Raw genomic sequence first — 15,234 nt, 5'->3', positions numbered from 1 at the left:
CCCAGGCGCGTGACCGGGTCAGCCCGTTGATCTGCTCGACGAACGCCACTTCCCTGCAACGGAGCTGACACATTTGAACCGGGCGCACCACCAGCTCAATCACCGCCGAGGCGCCGCCTACCGGAGCGCCAGCGAGCCGCCGTGTGTACCGGTCATGAACGCGCCCCGACGGCAGCTGGCCCACGGCATCCGACAGCAGGCACGAAAACATGACTACCCCCGCAGGCCCCGTCCGGAGCGTACGGATTCTTGCCGGGGCCGCGCGCGGTGTCGACGGCTACCGGGACCGAGTACGCGTTCGCCTGGTCTGGGCCGGGACCGACCCGTAGCGGGAGGATCCTTCGATGGCGTGACGGCTGCTCGGCCACGCGCGTACCGTTCTAATAGGTCAGATACAGAGCAGAGTTGAAGCGCGTATGCCGCAGGATCGTGATCCTCAGGCCAGCTTGTACATGTACCGGCTCATGTCCGGAGGCGGCATGTCGGAGGAAAGGGGTGCGTGAAGGGCAGGAGTGGTCTGGCTACACGAACGGGCAAAGGATCAAGCTTCTTCGCGGTAAGGCCATCACCCAAGCTCAGCTCGCGGAAATGACTGGCCTGTCCATCGTCACGATCCGCAAGGCCGGGCAGGACCAGGCCATGGCCCTGCCCACCGTGTCGAAGGTCGCGGCCGTGCTCGCCGTTATCGACTTCGGCGCTTTGAGGTCTGGTTCGGGCTGCTGACAGTTGGTTGGAGGCGCGGTAGACCGTCGTGTACGAGGTATGCGGATGGTGGGCGTGTCGTCTCGGCTGAGCGAGCACGGCGCGAGTGGTGCGGCGTCAGGCCGCGGAGTTGTTCACGGCCGCTATCGGTGTACCCGGAGATTGCGCGGCGGCTGCAGGTGACGCAGAAGTCGGTCTACCAGTGGCGTCGGGCCTGGCGGGCGCCGGTGGGACAGCGGCGCTGGCCTCCAAGAGGGCAGGCGGACAGCGGTGCAAGCTGCGCCCGCCGCTTCGGGAGAAGTTGGCTCGGATGCTGGATGAGGGCCCGGCCGTCCACGGCTGGGAAGAGGATCAGTGTGGACCGGCAGGCGGGTGGAAACGCTGATCGGCCGCACCTTCCACATCTCTTACAGCGTTTCCGAGGCGACACGGCTGATGCGCCGACTGGGATTCACGCCGCAGATGGCGGCACGGCGGGCAGTCGAGCGTGATGAGGCGGCGATTGCCGCTTGGAAACAGAGCACTTGGCCGGAGATAGTAGGGCGCGGGCGGTCTGCGGCGGATGGATCTGCTTCGAGGACGAGGCAGCCCAGCGTCTGAGGCCGCCACGCGGCCGACCTGGGGCCGCCGGGGCCGAACCCCGGTGGTGAAGGCCGCGGGCGCAGCCCGGGCAGGGTCTCGATGTCCGCCCTGCTCGCGCTGCGGCCCGGCGAACGCACCCGGTTGAGCTACCGGCTGCGCGTGCGCGACAGCCGCACCGTCCGCCGCGGCAAGCAGATCCGGCGCAGCCTGTCCGAGACGGACTACATCCGGCTGATCGACGCCATGCACCAGATGCTCAAGGCCCCGATCGTGCTGGTGTGGGACCGGCTCAACACCCACATCTCCCAGCGTATGAAGAAGTTGGTCGCGGCCCGTGACTGGCTGACCGTCTTCCTGCTGCCCGCCTACGCGCCAGACCTCAACCTGGTGGAAAGCGTGTGGTCACACTGCAAACGCAGCCTGGCAAACCTCACCGCAATCCCTCTCGCGCGGATGGAAACCCTCATCCGCAACCGACTCAAACGCCTTCAATACCGGCCCGTCACCCTCAACGGGTTCATGGCCAGCACCGGACTCGTCCTCGACGATCCACCACCGCGACCTCAAAGCGCCGAAGTCAGTAACACCCACCCAACACAACGCCCCGGCGACCGCTGAGGACCGGTCGCCGGGGCTCACGCCACCAGCTATCCAGGAGCTGACAACGCATACGCGACCTTATCGCCCTGCTCTCCCATGTGCTGAGACTCGTGATCACCGGCCCCCCAGACGCCAGCCGACACCACCCCTGACTGGCGGCGACGTCGCCCTCATCCGCCCTTACTTTCTGGCCCACGAACAGCACGTGCGCCGACGCCTCCAGAAGGAGCGCCGCACGGCCGCGGCCCTGGCCAGCATGGGCATCAACTACGGCATCACCGCCCTGGCGATATGAGCGCCAGTTGTTGCGCCTGCCACCGCCACCGCCGTGCCCGTACGCGACATCGCCAGCCCGGCGCCCCCCGCATTGACCCAGTTCGCGTGCCCAGACTGCGCATCCCACATCACCTTCGGCCCGGTCCTGCCCCGCGAGGTGCAGACGCTTGTCCTTGAGGCGGAAGCCGCGCGGTGCAATTGAGCCTCGGCAGCGCCTCGCTCTTCTTCTTCCACCTCGACATTCCAGCCCGCTACAGGCCGAGCTGTCCGCCCGGTACGCCGCCGCCGACGTCCGCGACATACCCGAGGACCTCGTCGGCGCGCTCCAACACGCCGAGCGCCACCAGGACCAGCTCACTGACCGACAGCGCCGACCGGCTGTGGCCGCCAGGCGGCGCTGGACAGGGTGCTGCTGTGGGAGCACTGGTGCCGGTAGCCGCCTGACGGGCCAACAACTCGATCACCTCGATTGCCAAGCTGCTGAGCGTCTCGCGGACCACGGTCTACTAGTACGTGCCGGAGCTGGCAGCGGGCCGAGAAGCCCTGGTGCTGCGCCCCGATCGCCGGGCGGGAATCTGTTCTATGGCCGGGACAGCCGCTTCGTACGGGGAGACAGACGGTGCCGCTGTCCCGGCCGGGCTCGCCACACCCGCGAGGCGAGCCCGTGCCCCCTTCCCTTAAGGAGAATGAAGAGAAGGGGGCACGGCCCCACGTCCTGCCTCTGTTACAAACAGGACATGAGGCCCCGCCACGCCTCACCAGAGCCCGCCCCTGGCGTCGAGAGCGTGACGGAGAATGTGCCGACCGTTCACCTGGGTGTGCGTTCCCAGCGTCCAGCCCGTCGGCGTGGTACCGCTCGATCCAGGCGTACACCGACTGCCGCGACGCGCCGAACTGGCGGGCCACCTGTGCGACCGGGTCTCCGTCCAGCACCTGGAGCACCGCCTGGCAGCGATGCTCGGCCATCCAACGCCGGTCGCCTACCAGCTCCGGCTCACGCGCTTCTGTCACGGAAGGACCAACGAGCAATGGTCGTCCAGGATGTGCCGAGACCGTCCAAAGTGCCGTGGGGCCGTCCAGGAGCCGGGACAGAACTGTCCAACAACCCGTGGGACTTCACACGCGGGGAGTTCAGAATGACCGACAGCACGGTGGGTGGATCGGTCTGCGCCGAGCGCGGGCGCGCGGGCCGACGTCTTCGGCCCGGTTCAGGTGGCGCCTCCGCCCGGGCAGGAGGCTTCCGCCGTGCGACCGTGACCTGGACGGGGCGCTCGCTGCAGTAGCACGATGGCGACGTCGGCGAGGGTCATGAAGACACCTCGCCAGCGTCGGCCTGCGGTGTCACCGACAGCCCGCACAGTTCGGCGAGTTGGTACACCGTGTCGCAGGCAAGCGCAGGATTCAGCTCGACGAGTGTCGTCGTGTCGAAGTACAGCCACACCGGACCGGGACCGTCGCCGCCAGGCATGCGCGACACGTGGACGCGCTCGGGCACGATCATGCGACCAACCCCCTGCATCGCTCGCTCACGAGAGTGAGGCCGCGGCCTCTGAGTTCGTCGAGTTCCGCCTCGCGCAGTTTGGGCAGGGAGCGGGGGACGTCGTCGTGCACGGTGACGGTCACGTGATCGCTTCCGAGCGACACGTCGACCGCGACCAGGGCGGCCTTCGTGTGGCGTTGCACATTCGGGACGACCTCGCTCAAACAGCTCCGAGCATCGTCGAGCAGGGGAAGAAGGCCGGCCCCTCTCAGGAGGGCGCAGACGAGCTCACGGAGAATTGCCGCGCTCGCCGACTCGATTGGTGCGGTGAAGCGATAACTCGTCCGGAGGGACGGCGGTGGTACGGGAGGTGCTAAGGCAGCGTTCATTTCGTTGTCTCCCAACGCGGTTGGCTCGCGCTGCTCGTCACCGTGGCTCTGGCACCCCCGACGATGACGATGCCACTCTGCGGTCGTGCGTCATCGGGTGCGCTTCGGTGCCGGAGTGCGTCGCAATGCGCCTTGACCAGAGCAGACGGGAACAACATAGCCACCCCTTTGCGGAACAACATAGATCCCTGTGGACCAGGGTCATCCGTGCGGGGCAGACTTGCGGCCATGCCACCCAGGACAGTTACGACCGCTCGCCAACGTCGATTGGGCGTCGAGCTGCGCAAGATGCGGGAGGCCGCCGGCCTCAACGCCCGCGAAGCCGCTGTGCTCCTCGGTATCGACCACACGAAGATCAGTCACATGGAGACTGCGCGGTTCGGCGTTGGCGCAGACCGGCTTCGGGTGCTCGCCAGTAACTACGGCTGTACGGATCGGGCATACCTCGATGCCCTGATCTCCATGGCCACCGAACGCGACAAAGGCTGGTGGGAGGAATACCGAGGCATCCTGCCCGCAGGCTTCCTGGATCTCACAGAGCTTGAATGCAAGGCCACTCACCTCCGCACGTACCAGATCGCACACCTTCCCGGCCTCACGCAGACAGAGGACTACGCACGGGCAGTCTTCGAGTTCACTTTCCCTCGCCTCTCGCAAGGGGACATTGAGGCACGTATCGCTCACAGAATGAAGCGCGCTCAGATCCTCAACCGAGACGGCGGCACCGCATTCACTGCTGTGATCCACGAGGCTGCGCTGCGAATGCGGTTCGGCGGAAGGACGATGGCTCGCAAGCAGCTGAAGCACCTGCTTTCCCTGTCCGAACATACGAACTGCACGATACGCGTGCTCACCTTTGATGCTGACGGTTTCGCCGGGTCCGGGCAGGCGGTTCTGCTTGCGGGAGGACCTGTGCCGCAGCTTGACACAGTGCAGCTCGACGCGGCGCACGGCGCCCTGTTTCTTGATGCGGACGCGCAGCTCAGGGCATACCGAGACCTGCTGACAGCGATGGAGGAACGTACCCTTGGCGTCAAGCAGTCACGAGACCTGATTCGAGAGATCGCGCACACACTGTGAAAGGTCAGGAAATGCCGGAAAACGAGTGGCAGAAGTCTAGCGTTTGCGGCGGGGGTGGCAACAACTGCGTAGAGGTGCGATCGCAAGCCGAATTGATCCAGATACGGGAAAGCGAAGATCCAGACATCATCGTCATGACAACCCCCGAACGCCTTGCCGACTTCATAGCCGGCGTGAAAGCAGGCGAGTACGACCACCTGATCTGACATCACGTCCAAGCGGCCCCCGTCACCCTCGACGGGGGCCGCTTGGCACATGCCATCCCTCAAGGCGTCAAATAGCTACCGCAGCACTATTGATCCGTTAATGTGAGGGGCGCTACGGTCGCACTGCGTCGTCGCGCGACCGCGCGAAGCGATGGCACGACTATGCCTCAAGCAGGCCAACTCTCCCAACTTCACTCGGCGTTGGGCGGGCGACGCACTGCAAGCGATGCTCTTTGCCTCGGAAGCCATAGTGGGCACACGGGAGGCCACAGTGGGAAAACGCGCCAAACCCGACTGGCTCCACGTCGGCATGATCGTATTTGACCGCTATCAAGAGCTCACCGGAGAGATCCGGGACATTAATGGCTCGGTCGTGCACATTGCCCGTAGTACAGGGCTGAACTGGCACACGCGGGTCACCGCCGTGCGGTCGGCGACCTCGCACGAGAAGCGCCAACTCCGTGCCATCTGTGCTCTCGTTGAGAGGAACAAGCGGGTACGAGGCAGACTCCCCCGCTCCGGTTCAGCAACGCACTGCACCCTCAACGCCCGGCGTCCCTTCCCAGACCCCGAAGGGGCCCACGGCCACCGACACGGAACGAGGAGATAGAAACCGACGATCGACACCGTCGCAGCCGACCTTGGCCTCGTCACGCACTCCCCCGACGGAGAGTCCCGCGGCCTGTTCGAGAGGACGGATAGCCTGTTCCCGCTCAACCCCATGGGCCACATCCTGACCGCGATCACCGACGCCCCTTCCCCCACCCGTCCTTGAGAGCTGCGGTTCGCCGAGACCCCCCGCCCGTCCTTCGGCAAGCACGAAGGCGGCAGCAAGACAACAACCGGCGACTCCCCCGACGGCAACGGGCCGCACACCGAAGAGACGCAGGACGTCCACGACAGCGAGGGCTTGAAGCCGATGGTGGCGGGTCACCAAACGAGACACGACCCCCACCGCGGCCGGTACTTCAAGCCCGAGCGCCTGCATGCCGACAAACGTATGACCGAGCCGACCTGCGGAAATGGCTTCGCGGCAAGCGCATTGGAGTGCGGATCGCGCGCAAGGGCATCGAGTCCAGCGAACGTCTGGGGCGCCGTAGGTGGGTGATCGAGCGGACGATCTCGTGGCTGTCGGGCTACCGCAGGCTCAGTCCCCGCTATGAGCGCGATCCCCGTAACTACCTGGCCTTTCTCGGCCTCGCCGCAGCCATCTGCTGCTACAAGCGACTCGTCCGCCTCACCACGTAGGACACGGTCTTAGGGCGTGTTGCGAAAGTGAATCTTGAATTGGGATGATCTTGTTTCGTGGCACGTGGAGATCTGACGGATACGCAGTGGGCCTGCCTGAAGCCGTTGTTGCCCCGGGGCAAGAAGCCGGGCCGTCTGCCTGTATGGACCAGACGGCAGTTGATCGACGGCATACGGTTTCGCACCCGTACCGGTGCTCCGTGGCGGGACGTGCCGGAGCGGTACGGGCCCTAGGCCCGGGTGTATGACCTGTTCCGCCGCTGGCAACGGGACGGCACCTGGCAGCGGATTCTCGCCCAACTGCAGGCCCAGGCCGACGCTGACGATCTCATCACCTGGGACATCAACGTCGACTCCACGGTCTGCCGGGCCCACCAGCACGCCGCCGGGGCGAGGAAAAGGGGGATCTTCAGGTCGAACCGGCCGATGGCGTCAACGCCGAGCCGGACGACCATGGCCTTGGCCGCTCGCGCGGTGGTCTGACTACCAAGCTCCACCTGGCCGTCGAGCAAGGCCAGAAGCCCATGGCGATCGTGATAACCGCCGGGCAACGTGGCGACTCCCCGCAGTTCGAACCGGTCCTGAGCAAGATCCGCGTCGCCCGCACAGGTTCGGGCCGGCCCCGGATCCGACCCAACCGAGTTCGCGCCGATAAGGCATACGCCTCCCGCAAGAACCGTGCCTATCTGCGCAAACGCGGCATCCGCTGCACCATCCCGGACAAGGCCGATCAGGCCCGCAACCGCAAGCATCGTGGCTCGCGTGGTGGTCGTCCGCCGAAGTTCGACAAGATCGACTATCGCGAGCGGCACGCGGTCGAATGCGGCATCAACCGCCTCAAGCACCACAGGGCCGTGGCCACGAGATACGACAAACTCGCGGTCCGCTCCGAGGCCACCGTCCTCATCGCGGCCATCAACGAGTGGCTGTGACCGCTGCAGCACCGGAGTGAAACAGACGCGACGCAGGCAGTGCACGCGTGCAAGACGCCGGGGTCCCTCTAGGTTTCACGGCATGCCAACCGCCGTGATGCGCACCACTCGCGACCTGTTCCTCCAGCTTCCCGGCTGCCAGCGCGCCGTACGCGCCGCCGCCACCCGAGGGCTGGTTCCCCCCGCTGTATGGGGGCGTTTGCACCCCGCCGGAACCTGGACCCTGCGCGCCCCCGACGGCCGCCCGTTCCAGTACGTCTCCAGCGAGGCCGACATCCTGGCCCGCAGCGTGATTTGGACCAACATGAAGGACTGGGAAGAGACCACCATCCCGGTCCTCCACAGTCTCGCCCGCAAAGCCCGCCGGTTCGTCGACATCGGGGCCTTCTCCGGCATCTACACACTCCTGGCCTGCCAGGCCAACCCTCAGCTCCAGGCCGTGGCCGTCGAACCCAACCCCACCGCAGCCGCGATGCTGCAGCGCAACGTCAGGGCCAATGCCCTCGACGACCGCGTCACCATCAGCGGCAAGGCACTGTCTGACGAGCCGGGCCGGGCCCGCCTCAGCATCCCCACCGACACCACCGCCGCCTCGCTCCTGGCGACCAAGCCCGCCGTCAGCTGGGTCGACGTCGACGTCACCACGGCCGACGACCTCCTGGATGGGCTGCCCGTCGACCTGGTGAAGATAGACGTCGAGGGGCTGGAACCACAGGTCCTGCGGGGCATGGAGAAGACCCTTCAAGCCCACCATCCAGCGATCATCGCGGAGTGCCTCACCAAGACCGCCCTCGGCAGGCTCCGCGAGACCGCCCGGGACCTGGGCTACCACCACATCCACCATCTCGGCCCGGCAGGAGCTGTGCCCGCAACGCCGGGCCTCGTACCACCGGCCAGATACGCCAACTTCCTGCTCTCGCACGAACCTGTGGCTCCAGCCCACTTCCGATACAGGCCCTAGGAGCCATGAGGTTACGCATATGCCAGCCATGTTCCCAGCTCCCATCAGAAGTCATCGATCGCAACTAGGGTCGAACCGGGTCACATTGGGGTACAGGAGTCGACAAGTTGCTCTGCGCATATGTGACTTCCTGCCACGAACGACCTGACGGACGCCGCTCCTTCTGGTCAACGTGCTCGACGCGTTCGTCCGTCGATCTGCCCTCAGCCCTCTTCGCCCGACGGCATCCCACCTCCAGAAGGTGGGGACATGAGCACCGCTTTGCACTCTGCCAAGGAACCGGGCAGTCCCCCGATCAGATCGAGGAGGACTCGACCACCTCCCCTGAGAACGGACAACTGGCGGGGCCTGCTGTGAGGCCCTGGCCCACCTGCTACCACCCTGCTACCTTGAAGGTATGAACAGCAGGAAGCAGACCCAGGTGCGCTTGGAAGCCGACATACTGGCCGCTGGCAAGGACGCCGCTGCCGCGCGCGGCCTGGACTTCAACCGGTACGTCGAGCGTCTCATCGCCGAGGACACCACTGGCGTCCGCGCGGCGGGCATGGCCGCCGCCCAGCGCCTCATGGACACCCACGGAGATTTCCTCGTCGGCCTGGAGGCCGATCTCGACGCACAGCACGCCCCGGCACTGCCGGGCCGGGGCGCCGCTGCGTGAGCATGTCCCTGCACGTCGATCTCTCCTGGATCCTCGAAGTCGCCCAGCGCGCCGGCCATCGCGACCCCGCACCCGACGACCTCGGCGTCCCGATCGCCGCCGTCGCACGCCACCGAGCTGAACTCCTTGACCAGCCGGTTTACGGCGGCCCTTACGCCCGCGCCGCCGCCCTCGTGCACACCCTCGGCCGCTGCCGGTGGCTGGAGCGCTCCAACCTCACCGTGGCCTGCGCCGTCGCTGTCATGTACCTCAACGCCAGCGGTATTGCCGCCGACCCGACGCGGGATCAACTCACCACCCTGGCCCAGGAGTTGTACGACCCGCAGTGCACTGCCGCACGCATCGCCGAACACCTGCGCAGCTGGCGGCCCTAACTCTGCCGGATCTTCTCAGCGGCGTCGCAGTAAAAGGCGTGGGTCACCGGTCGGCCAGCTTCCCCTCCTCTGCTCGCGGTCGGGACACCGGGGCGTTCCCGGCCGCAGGCGCGCGCCTCGGAAGCGCGCGTTGCCGTGGCGGCCCTCATCCGGCCGCTGCGGCCCCGGGCGTGACGGAGAATGTGCCGGCCGTTCACCCGGGTGTGCGCTCCCAGTGCTCCGGGCGAGCGTGAGCAGTCACTGGTCCATGACGGCTTCCACGACGCGGTCTGGGACGCTGACCGACGGCAATCCCCCGCCGCCGTCGTGCATTTCGTCGTCCACGACTGCGCACAGCAGCACGACGGCGCCGAACCCCATGAGCGAGCTGACCCCGTACAGCAGTCGTTCCACGGGGTCGCCGCGCGGCGCCCGGTGCCGGCCCGCCGCGCTCACCACACCTCCTCCCGCCCGGCGCTCTGCTTGTCCTGCTCGCTGCGGTGCATATGTGCCAGGCAGCGCACCTGCCAGGCCAGGTCACGCAGGTGGTCATATGCGGACTGCGTCAGGCGCGGGCTGGAATTCTCGAGGAGGAATCGGCCCGCGCGCTGCATCTGGTCCTGAACATCCGGGTGCGTGGAGCGCTGCAGCACCTCGGACGTGTAGAGCGTGCTGAGATCCACCAACAGCGCGTCCAACAGCGCGTCGGCCATGGCCTGCAGCTCGGTCGAATCGTCCGGGTCGACCAGGTCCAGAGCCCTGCCGCACCGCTGGATCGTGGCGCCCACGTTCACCTCGAAGGCGGTCTCGTCCTTCACGACGACTCGCCCCCGCCCTCGCTGACCGTCACCGCGGCGTCGGACTCGGTGTCGAGCAGGGCCGCGATGAAGCAGCCGTGGCGGGCGGCCCAGGCCCTCACCTCGTCCTGCTGCACGGGGCCCTGGACCACGTCGTCGAGGCTGTGCACCACGATTCGGTCCACGGACTTCGCGGGGTTCTCGACGAGCTGCACGATGCTGCGCCATCCCGGTCGTTCCTCGCGAGGAGCCTCGAGCGGGACGTTGTCGTCAAGGGCGCCGAGGATGTTCCAGTCCCGGGCTTCGGCGTACTCGAAGCTGCCGCGGATGTAGGCGTGGCGGTCGGCTGTCTCCTCGATGCCGTACACGTTCAGGTAAAGGAGGACGTCAACAGTCCCCACACCGGTCTCCGCGTCGGCCGGCGCACGTCCTCGCTCCGGGTCTTCCGCGCTCCGTTTCACCGCGTGTCACTCCTGTGCGTAGATGCCCCTGCTTCCCCGGCAACGGGGCGTAGTCGGGCACTCAGGCGTCCGGTGGTACCCCGGGGCTCGGTGGCGTTCATGACTCGTTCGTCCGAAGGGGCAAGGGATCAGCGGGGTCGAGGAGGGCGAGCAAACGAGCGGTGTCGCACAGACTCCCGGGGAAGGGAGGAGCCACCACCCGGGAAGCGAGCAGCGAAGCGGGGCCTTCGGGGCGAGGGACGCCGAGGTACGTGACTGCGCCGAGCTGATCTTCCTTGCCGTCCCACTGCGCCGCGCCCGGCGGCACGAGCGCGTAGTACGGGCCTCCGCTGTACCGGGTGTCGCGGAACACAGGGCCGTGAAGCCACTCGGCCAGGGCCGCAGCCACTACGCCCGGCTCGGTGCTGCCGACCGCGGCGTGGATGCGCTCGGGCGGGATACGGATCGCGTCGAAGCACCGGCCGAGCGCGAGCAGGGCCACTCCATGGCTATCCCACTCGGCGCGCGCCTGCCGTGGCACAGGGTGTGCCCGCGTGAGCCACTTTGTGATGGGTGCTCTCTCATCCATGGCCCCATCGTTCGCCGCAGGTCAGAACGACCGGAAGTGTGTGCCGAACACCTTGCTCGACGCCCTCCTGCACGAGTCCGGCATGTCCCGCGTCGGCCTCGCCGCACGCGTCAACCAAGCCTCGAGCGCGGGCGGGCGCCCCACCCGGTACAACCACGCCAGCGTGATCCGCTGGCTCAAGGGCCAACACCCACGCGGCCACGTACCCGAGTTGATCCGCGACGTGCTCTCCGAACACATCGGCCGACGGCTCACCCTCGACGACATCGGCATGAGCCAGCAGACAGCGCTACCCGCCCAAACCCCACTCGCCGGCTTCGTCGAGCGCGCCACTGCCCTATGGCGCGGCGACCTCCAGCGCCGCAGCGACCTACGCGCGGCGCCCGTCATCGCTGGCCTGCCCGCCATCGGGCCCGCGTGGGAATGGGAGAACCCGCCCGACGACGCCGACGTGAGCCGGGCAGGCACGCTCCGCGTCGGCGAATCAGACGTCAACCTGCTGCGCAACGCCCGCAACCACTACGAGCGGATGTACCGCAAGTCCGGTGGCATAGCGACCCGCGGCCGCGTCGTCGGCTTCCTCAACCGCGAGACCGCCCCACTCCTCCGCGGCGCCTACACAGACCGGACGGGGCGCGAGCTGCACCGCGCCGTGGGCGGGCTCGTCGCGGTCGCGGGCATCTGCGCGTACGACTCTGATACCCAGGGCCTCGCGCAGCGCTACTTCCACCAGGCGCTCCGCATGGCCAAGGCCTCCGGCGACCGGGCGTTCGGCGGGTACGTGATAGCGCTCCTGGTGAACCAGTCTCTCTACATGCGCGAGTACGAGCAGGCCGTCGGCTTCGCGGAGGCGGGCATTCGGAGTGCTGGAGCGCACATCTCCCACGCCCTGACGTGTGACCTGTACGCCATGCAGGCCAAGGCCTACGCGCGCATGGGAGATCAAAACTCCGCGCACCGGGCCATGACCCTCGCCGAGACCGCCGCCGAGCAGATCCGCCGGGACGAGGAGCCAGCGGAGACGAGCTACGTGCAACCTGGCCTTTTGGAAACCAACATGGGATGCCCTGCTGCGCCTCGGCGACATGGCGCCTGCGACGACGTACGCGGCCGAAGCGGTCGCCGTCCAGACACATGATCGCGGGCGAGTGCACCGGCTGGCCACTCTGTCCGACTGCCAACTGCGAGCCGGCGATGCCGAGCAGGCCGCTGACACCGCGCTCAGGGTGGTGGAGACGATGCGAGGCACCGAGTCTCGACGTCTGAGTGATCGGCTGTTGAAGCTGCGACGCAGCCTCTCGCGGGCACACACCCAGGCCACCTCTGAGGCTGTCGAGCGCATCGACGAGGCGCTGAGCATCCCCATGTGACCCGGGCACGTCCCGTGTGCTGGGATGGCGAGGCACCCCGACGAAAGGCAGCTCCGTGTCTGTGTGGCGGAACCTCGGCGAGCGCACCGTGTACGAGAACCGGTGGGCACAGGTGAACATGGCCGACGTCGAACTACCCGACGGCCGACACCTCGACCACACCGTCATCCGCTTGCGCCCCGTCGCGGTGGCCACCGTCGTCAACGACGCGAACGAGGCCCTCCTCCTGTGGCGACACCGCTTCATCACCGACGCCTGGGGCTGGGAACTCCCGTCGGGCGGCACCGGCGAGGGTGAGGACCCCGCGGCCGCCGCGGCACGCGAGTTCGAGGAAGAAACCGGGTGGCGCCCCTGACCCATGCACCTCCTCCTTGCCGTGGACCCCATGCCCGGAATCTCCACCTCGCACCATCGCATGTACTGGTCCGACCAAGCCGAACAGGTCCGTGAAATCCCGGCCGACGACTTCGAGTCGGCGCTCCGCGAGTGGGTGCCGCTGGAGAAGGCGCCTGAACTGATCGCCCACGGCGAGGTGCGCTCAGCCAACGCGGTCGCGGCGCTGCTCATGCTGCACCATCTGCGAATCAGCTCAGCCCGGACATGAAGAACCAATCCTCCGCGGGAGACAGCCTTTGAGCTGCGCGAGTCGAGCCACTGTGTCGCACAACGTTGGTGCCATGCACGGGGACTTGAGGAGCAGGGTCCGCGCTCGGGACGCTGGCCGTTGGCCACGGATACGGCATGGTGAAAATGGTCGGGTGCGTCGGGAGGGGCACTGCGGGCCGGCCGTGCAGGGCGTGAGCTGCGATCTGGGCCATGTGATGCCAGTACGGCAGGGTGTGGCGCCGTTGACGAGCCGCGGTGCGGAGGCGTTCGCGCAGTTGAGCGTCGGTCAACCATGTGTGGAGTGCGTCTCTCCACGTGGCGTGGCTCCCAGGGGTGACGAGGAGGCCGGGGCGTGTGTCACCGAGGCCATGCCCCATCGCTTCGGGAACGCCGCCAACGTAGGAGGCGATAACGGGGACGTTGCGGCCTAAGGCCTCGGTGATCACCAGTCCGTAGGTTTCGTACGACGACGCGAGCAGCAGTACGTCGGCAGCGGCGTAGCGGGCGTGGAGCGCGTTGCCGGTCAGTGGGCCGTGGATGACGATCCGGTCGGTCAGCTGGTGCCGGTCGATCGCGTCGCGGACGCGGGCGACGTGTGCGGGGCCTTGATCGGTGCCTCCGACGAGGTGGCAGCGCCACGGCAGGTCGGCGACCTCGGCCAGGGCGTCGATGAGGACGAGGTGGCCCTTGACCGGGGTGATCGAGGCGACGCAGAGCAGTTCGGAGACTCCGTCGGTACCCGGCGGGGCGGCATCAGGTTCACGCCCGGGACGGCGGTGTGCACGGCACGCGGCGCAAGATCATGATGCGTTATCAGGTGGCGGGCGGAGGACTGGCTCGTCGTGATGGCTGCGACCGTGCAGGTGAGGGCGCGGTGTTCACCGGCATCGAGCAAGGAGGCCGCCTCAGGGGTGAGGCCTTCTTCGAGGGCGAGTGGCAGGTGTACCAGCATCGCCAAACGCAGTCGGTCGGCCTCAGCCTCCAGGACCTCGGGCACCCCGCATCCCACCAGGCCGTCCAGGAGCACCGTGGAGCGATCCGGCAAAGCGCCCAAGGCACGTGCCAGCTCCTGGCGTGCCACACGGTCCGGACTCGGCCAGCCGCCGGTCACCGAAAGCAGCCGCACCTGCCATCCGGCATGCGGCAAATTGCGGACGAGCTCAAGGTCGTACGTATTGCCGCCGCTGGGCCGGGCCGGATCGTCCACGCCGTCAGGAACGACGAAGTGGACAGTCGGCCGCGTGCGGTCGGTTTTGGCTGAGCAAGTCGATGCGGCGGTCACCGTACGGGCTCCCATCTGGAGTTGTGGCGGGCGAGAAGGACTTCGGCGGACCGGCCGTCCTGGGCGTCTCCGGCGGGATCGGTCCCTGCCCAGACCAGACGGACGCGGGCCCGGTCCGGGGTGCTGGCGACGGAGCGGGCGATCCCGGCCTGGATCCGTACGTCCCGGTAAGGGGCCCGCAGCGGCTGTTCGGCGAAGTAGGCGGGCCAGTGGGAGCGCTCGGCGCCGGTGATCTCGGCGTTCCAGACGCGTGAGGCCAGGGCGACGAGTTGCTTCTCGGTCCGGCGGGGCAGGTCGGCGGGTGAGGAGCGCTCCAGCAGCCGCTGGACGGCGTGGTCGCCTCCAGGGCCGTCTCCCGGGACAGGCATGTCGTCCGCCGGCGGGGCCTTGCTGCGGGTGTCCGGGCCGGGCGCGGGCGTGGCCTTCTCCGATGCCCTGTCGGCGGCAGCGGTGGGTGCCGGGCGCATGGGGGCAGCCTCATCGTGCGAGGAGGGTGTCGGGCCGTCGGCGGGGAGCAGCAGGACTAGGCCGGTCAGGGCGCAGGCGGCAGCCGCCAGGAGCAGCCACACGACAGAGCGGCTCTTCGGTGCACGGGTGTAGGTTCTCAACCTTCTTGTCCGGCTGGGTGGCCCTGACCTGGGCGTTTGTGAGGGCTTCTCATCGATCTGTCCGGGCGAATTTCT

16 protein-coding genes and 6 pseudogenes are annotated in these 15,234 nt (G+C 67.6%); 12 read left to right on the top strand and 10 right to left on the bottom strand.

Annotated features, from left to right (window positions below; translation table 11 throughout):
• Positions 1-495 precede the first annotated feature (495 nt).
• Together AC0KTA_RS40840 and AC0KTA_RS40835 are read left to right on the top strand one after the other, a co-directional pair.
• A complete protein-coding gene (locus tag AC0KTA_RS40840; protein ID WP_481057011.1) occupies positions 496-723 on the top strand; it encodes a hypothetical protein in 228 nt (75 codons plus the stop codon).
• Positions 720-1,902: pseudogene (locus AC0KTA_RS40835) on the top strand (IS630 family transposase). The gene AC0KTA_RS40840 and the pseudogene AC0KTA_RS40835 overlap by 4 nt, the downstream one beginning before the upstream one ends.
• A gap of 509 nt (positions 1,903-2,411) precedes the next feature.
• Here the strand turns inward: AC0KTA_RS40835 and AC0KTA_RS40830 are convergent.
• From AC0KTA_RS40830 to AC0KTA_RS40815, 4 genes and pseudogenes are all read right to left on the bottom strand, one after another.
• Positions 2,412-2,636 carry a hypothetical protein gene (locus AC0KTA_RS40830; RefSeq protein WP_481057219.1) on the bottom strand — a complete coding sequence of 75 codons (225 nt, stop codon included), beginning with the start codon at positions 2,634-2,636 and terminating at the stop codon, positions 2,412-2,414.
• A gap of 346 nt (positions 2,637-2,982) precedes the next feature.
• Positions 2,983-3,126, bottom strand: a pseudogene (locus AC0KTA_RS40825) (helix-turn-helix domain-containing protein); the annotation flags it as partial.
• 340 nt (positions 3,127-3,466) lie between these two features.
• Positions 3,467-3,661, bottom strand: coding sequence for a hypothetical protein (locus tag AC0KTA_RS40820; protein WP_481057010.1), 195 nt, complete (start codon positions 3,659-3,661; stop codon positions 3,467-3,469).
• Positions 3,658-3,843: a hypothetical protein gene (locus AC0KTA_RS40815; protein ID WP_481057009.1), complete on the bottom strand. Its 186-nt coding sequence runs from the start codon at positions 3,841-3,843 to the stop codon at positions 3,658-3,660. The genes AC0KTA_RS40820 and AC0KTA_RS40815 overlap by 4 nt, the downstream gene beginning before the upstream one ends.
• Before the next feature lie 453 nt (positions 3,844-4,296).
• Between AC0KTA_RS40815 and AC0KTA_RS40810 the strand changes: the two genes are divergently transcribed.
• The 7 genes and pseudogenes from AC0KTA_RS40810 (at position 4,297) to AC0KTA_RS40780 (ending at position 9,488) form a co-directional block, all read left to right on the top strand.
• Positions 4,297-5,109, top strand: coding sequence for a helix-turn-helix domain-containing protein (locus AC0KTA_RS40810; protein WP_481057008.1), 813 nt, complete (start codon positions 4,297-4,299; stop codon positions 5,107-5,109).
• An 11-nt stretch (positions 5,110-5,120) separates the two neighbouring features.
• Positions 5,121-5,315, top strand: a complete 195-nt coding sequence (locus AC0KTA_RS40805; RefSeq protein ID WP_481057007.1) for a DUF397 domain-containing protein — start codon at positions 5,121-5,123, stop codon at positions 5,313-5,315.
• Between the two features lie 889 nt (positions 5,316-6,204).
• Positions 6,205-6,563 (top strand): annotated as a pseudogene (locus AC0KTA_RS40800) (transposase); the annotation flags it as partial.
• Between the two features lie 57 nt (positions 6,564-6,620).
• Positions 6,621-7,495 (top strand): annotated as a pseudogene (locus AC0KTA_RS40795) (IS5 family transposase).
• 82 nt (positions 7,496-7,577) lie between these two features.
• On the top strand, positions 7,578-8,456 hold the full coding sequence (locus AC0KTA_RS40790) for an FkbM family methyltransferase (RefSeq protein ID WP_481057006.1): 879 nt from the start codon (positions 7,578-7,580) through the stop codon (positions 8,454-8,456).
• 397 nt (positions 8,457-8,853) lie between these two features.
• Complete coding sequence (locus tag AC0KTA_RS40785) at positions 8,854-9,114, top strand: hypothetical protein (protein ID WP_481057005.1); 261 nt, start codon at positions 8,854-8,856, stop codon at positions 9,112-9,114.
• Positions 9,115-9,116: 2 nt separating this feature from the next.
• On the top strand, positions 9,117-9,488 hold the full coding sequence (locus tag AC0KTA_RS40780) for a fic family toxin-antitoxin system, toxin component (RefSeq protein WP_481057203.1): 372 nt from the start codon (positions 9,117-9,119) through the stop codon (positions 9,486-9,488).
• Between the two features lie 237 nt (positions 9,489-9,725).
• Here AC0KTA_RS40780 and AC0KTA_RS40775 read toward each other — a convergent pair whose 3' ends face one another.
• The 4 genes from AC0KTA_RS40775 to AC0KTA_RS40760 all read right to left on the bottom strand — a co-directional run bounded on the left by AC0KTA_RS40775 (position 9,726) and on the right by AC0KTA_RS40760 (position 11,206).
• Positions 9,726-9,923, bottom strand: coding sequence for a hypothetical protein (locus AC0KTA_RS40775; RefSeq protein WP_481057004.1), 198 nt, complete (start codon positions 9,921-9,923; stop codon positions 9,726-9,728).
• Positions 9,920-10,285 (bottom strand): hypothetical protein, encoded by a 366-nt coding sequence (locus tag AC0KTA_RS40770; RefSeq protein WP_481057003.1) that lies wholly within the window; start codon positions 10,283-10,285, stop codon positions 9,920-9,922. Before AC0KTA_RS40770 ends, AC0KTA_RS40775 begins: the two co-directional genes overlap by 4 nt.
• On the bottom strand, positions 10,282-10,665 hold the full coding sequence (locus AC0KTA_RS40765) for a hypothetical protein (protein WP_481057002.1): 384 nt from the start codon (positions 10,663-10,665) through the stop codon (positions 10,282-10,284). The genes AC0KTA_RS40770 and AC0KTA_RS40765 overlap by 4 nt, the downstream gene beginning before the upstream one ends.
• A 157-nt stretch (positions 10,666-10,822) precedes the next feature.
• Positions 10,823-11,206, bottom strand: coding sequence for a hypothetical protein (locus AC0KTA_RS40760; protein ID WP_481057001.1), 384 nt, complete (start codon positions 11,204-11,206; stop codon positions 10,823-10,825).
• Positions 11,207-11,291: 85 nt separating this feature from the next.
• On the opposite strand from AC0KTA_RS40760, the pseudogene AC0KTA_RS40755 reads away from it, so the two are divergent.
• Positions 11,292-12,663 (top strand): annotated as a pseudogene (locus AC0KTA_RS40755) (NsdA family TPR-like regulatory protein).
• 118 nt (positions 12,664-12,781) lie between these two features.
• Positions 12,782-13,267, top strand: a pseudogene (locus tag AC0KTA_RS40750) (NUDIX domain-containing protein).
• On the opposite strand, the gene AC0KTA_RS40745 reads toward AC0KTA_RS40750, so the two are convergent.
• A complete protein-coding gene (locus tag AC0KTA_RS40745) occupies positions 13,248-13,970 on the bottom strand; it encodes a glycosyltransferase family 4 protein (protein WP_481057202.1) in 723 nt (240 codons plus the stop codon). The pseudogene AC0KTA_RS40750 and the gene AC0KTA_RS40745 overlap by 20 nt on opposite strands.
• 77 nt (positions 13,971-14,047) lie before the next feature.
• Between AC0KTA_RS40745 and AC0KTA_RS40740 the strand changes: the two genes are divergently transcribed.
• Entirely contained in the window at positions 14,048-14,530 is a 483-nt protein-coding gene (locus tag AC0KTA_RS40740) for a hypothetical protein (protein ID WP_481057000.1), read from the top strand.
• Between the two features lie 17 nt (positions 14,531-14,547).
• On the opposite strand, the gene AC0KTA_RS40735 is transcribed toward AC0KTA_RS40740, so the two are convergent.
• Positions 14,548-15,120 (bottom strand): hypothetical protein, encoded by a 573-nt coding sequence (locus AC0KTA_RS40735; RefSeq protein WP_481056999.1) that lies wholly within the window; start codon positions 15,118-15,120, stop codon positions 14,548-14,550.
• Between the last annotated feature and the right edge of the window lie 114 nt (positions 15,121-15,234).

It is taken from the genome of Streptomyces sp. Y309 (assembly GCF_056712025.1).
Note: the sequence above shows the minus strand (reverse complement) of the source record. Positions and strands in the feature narration are given on the sequence as shown.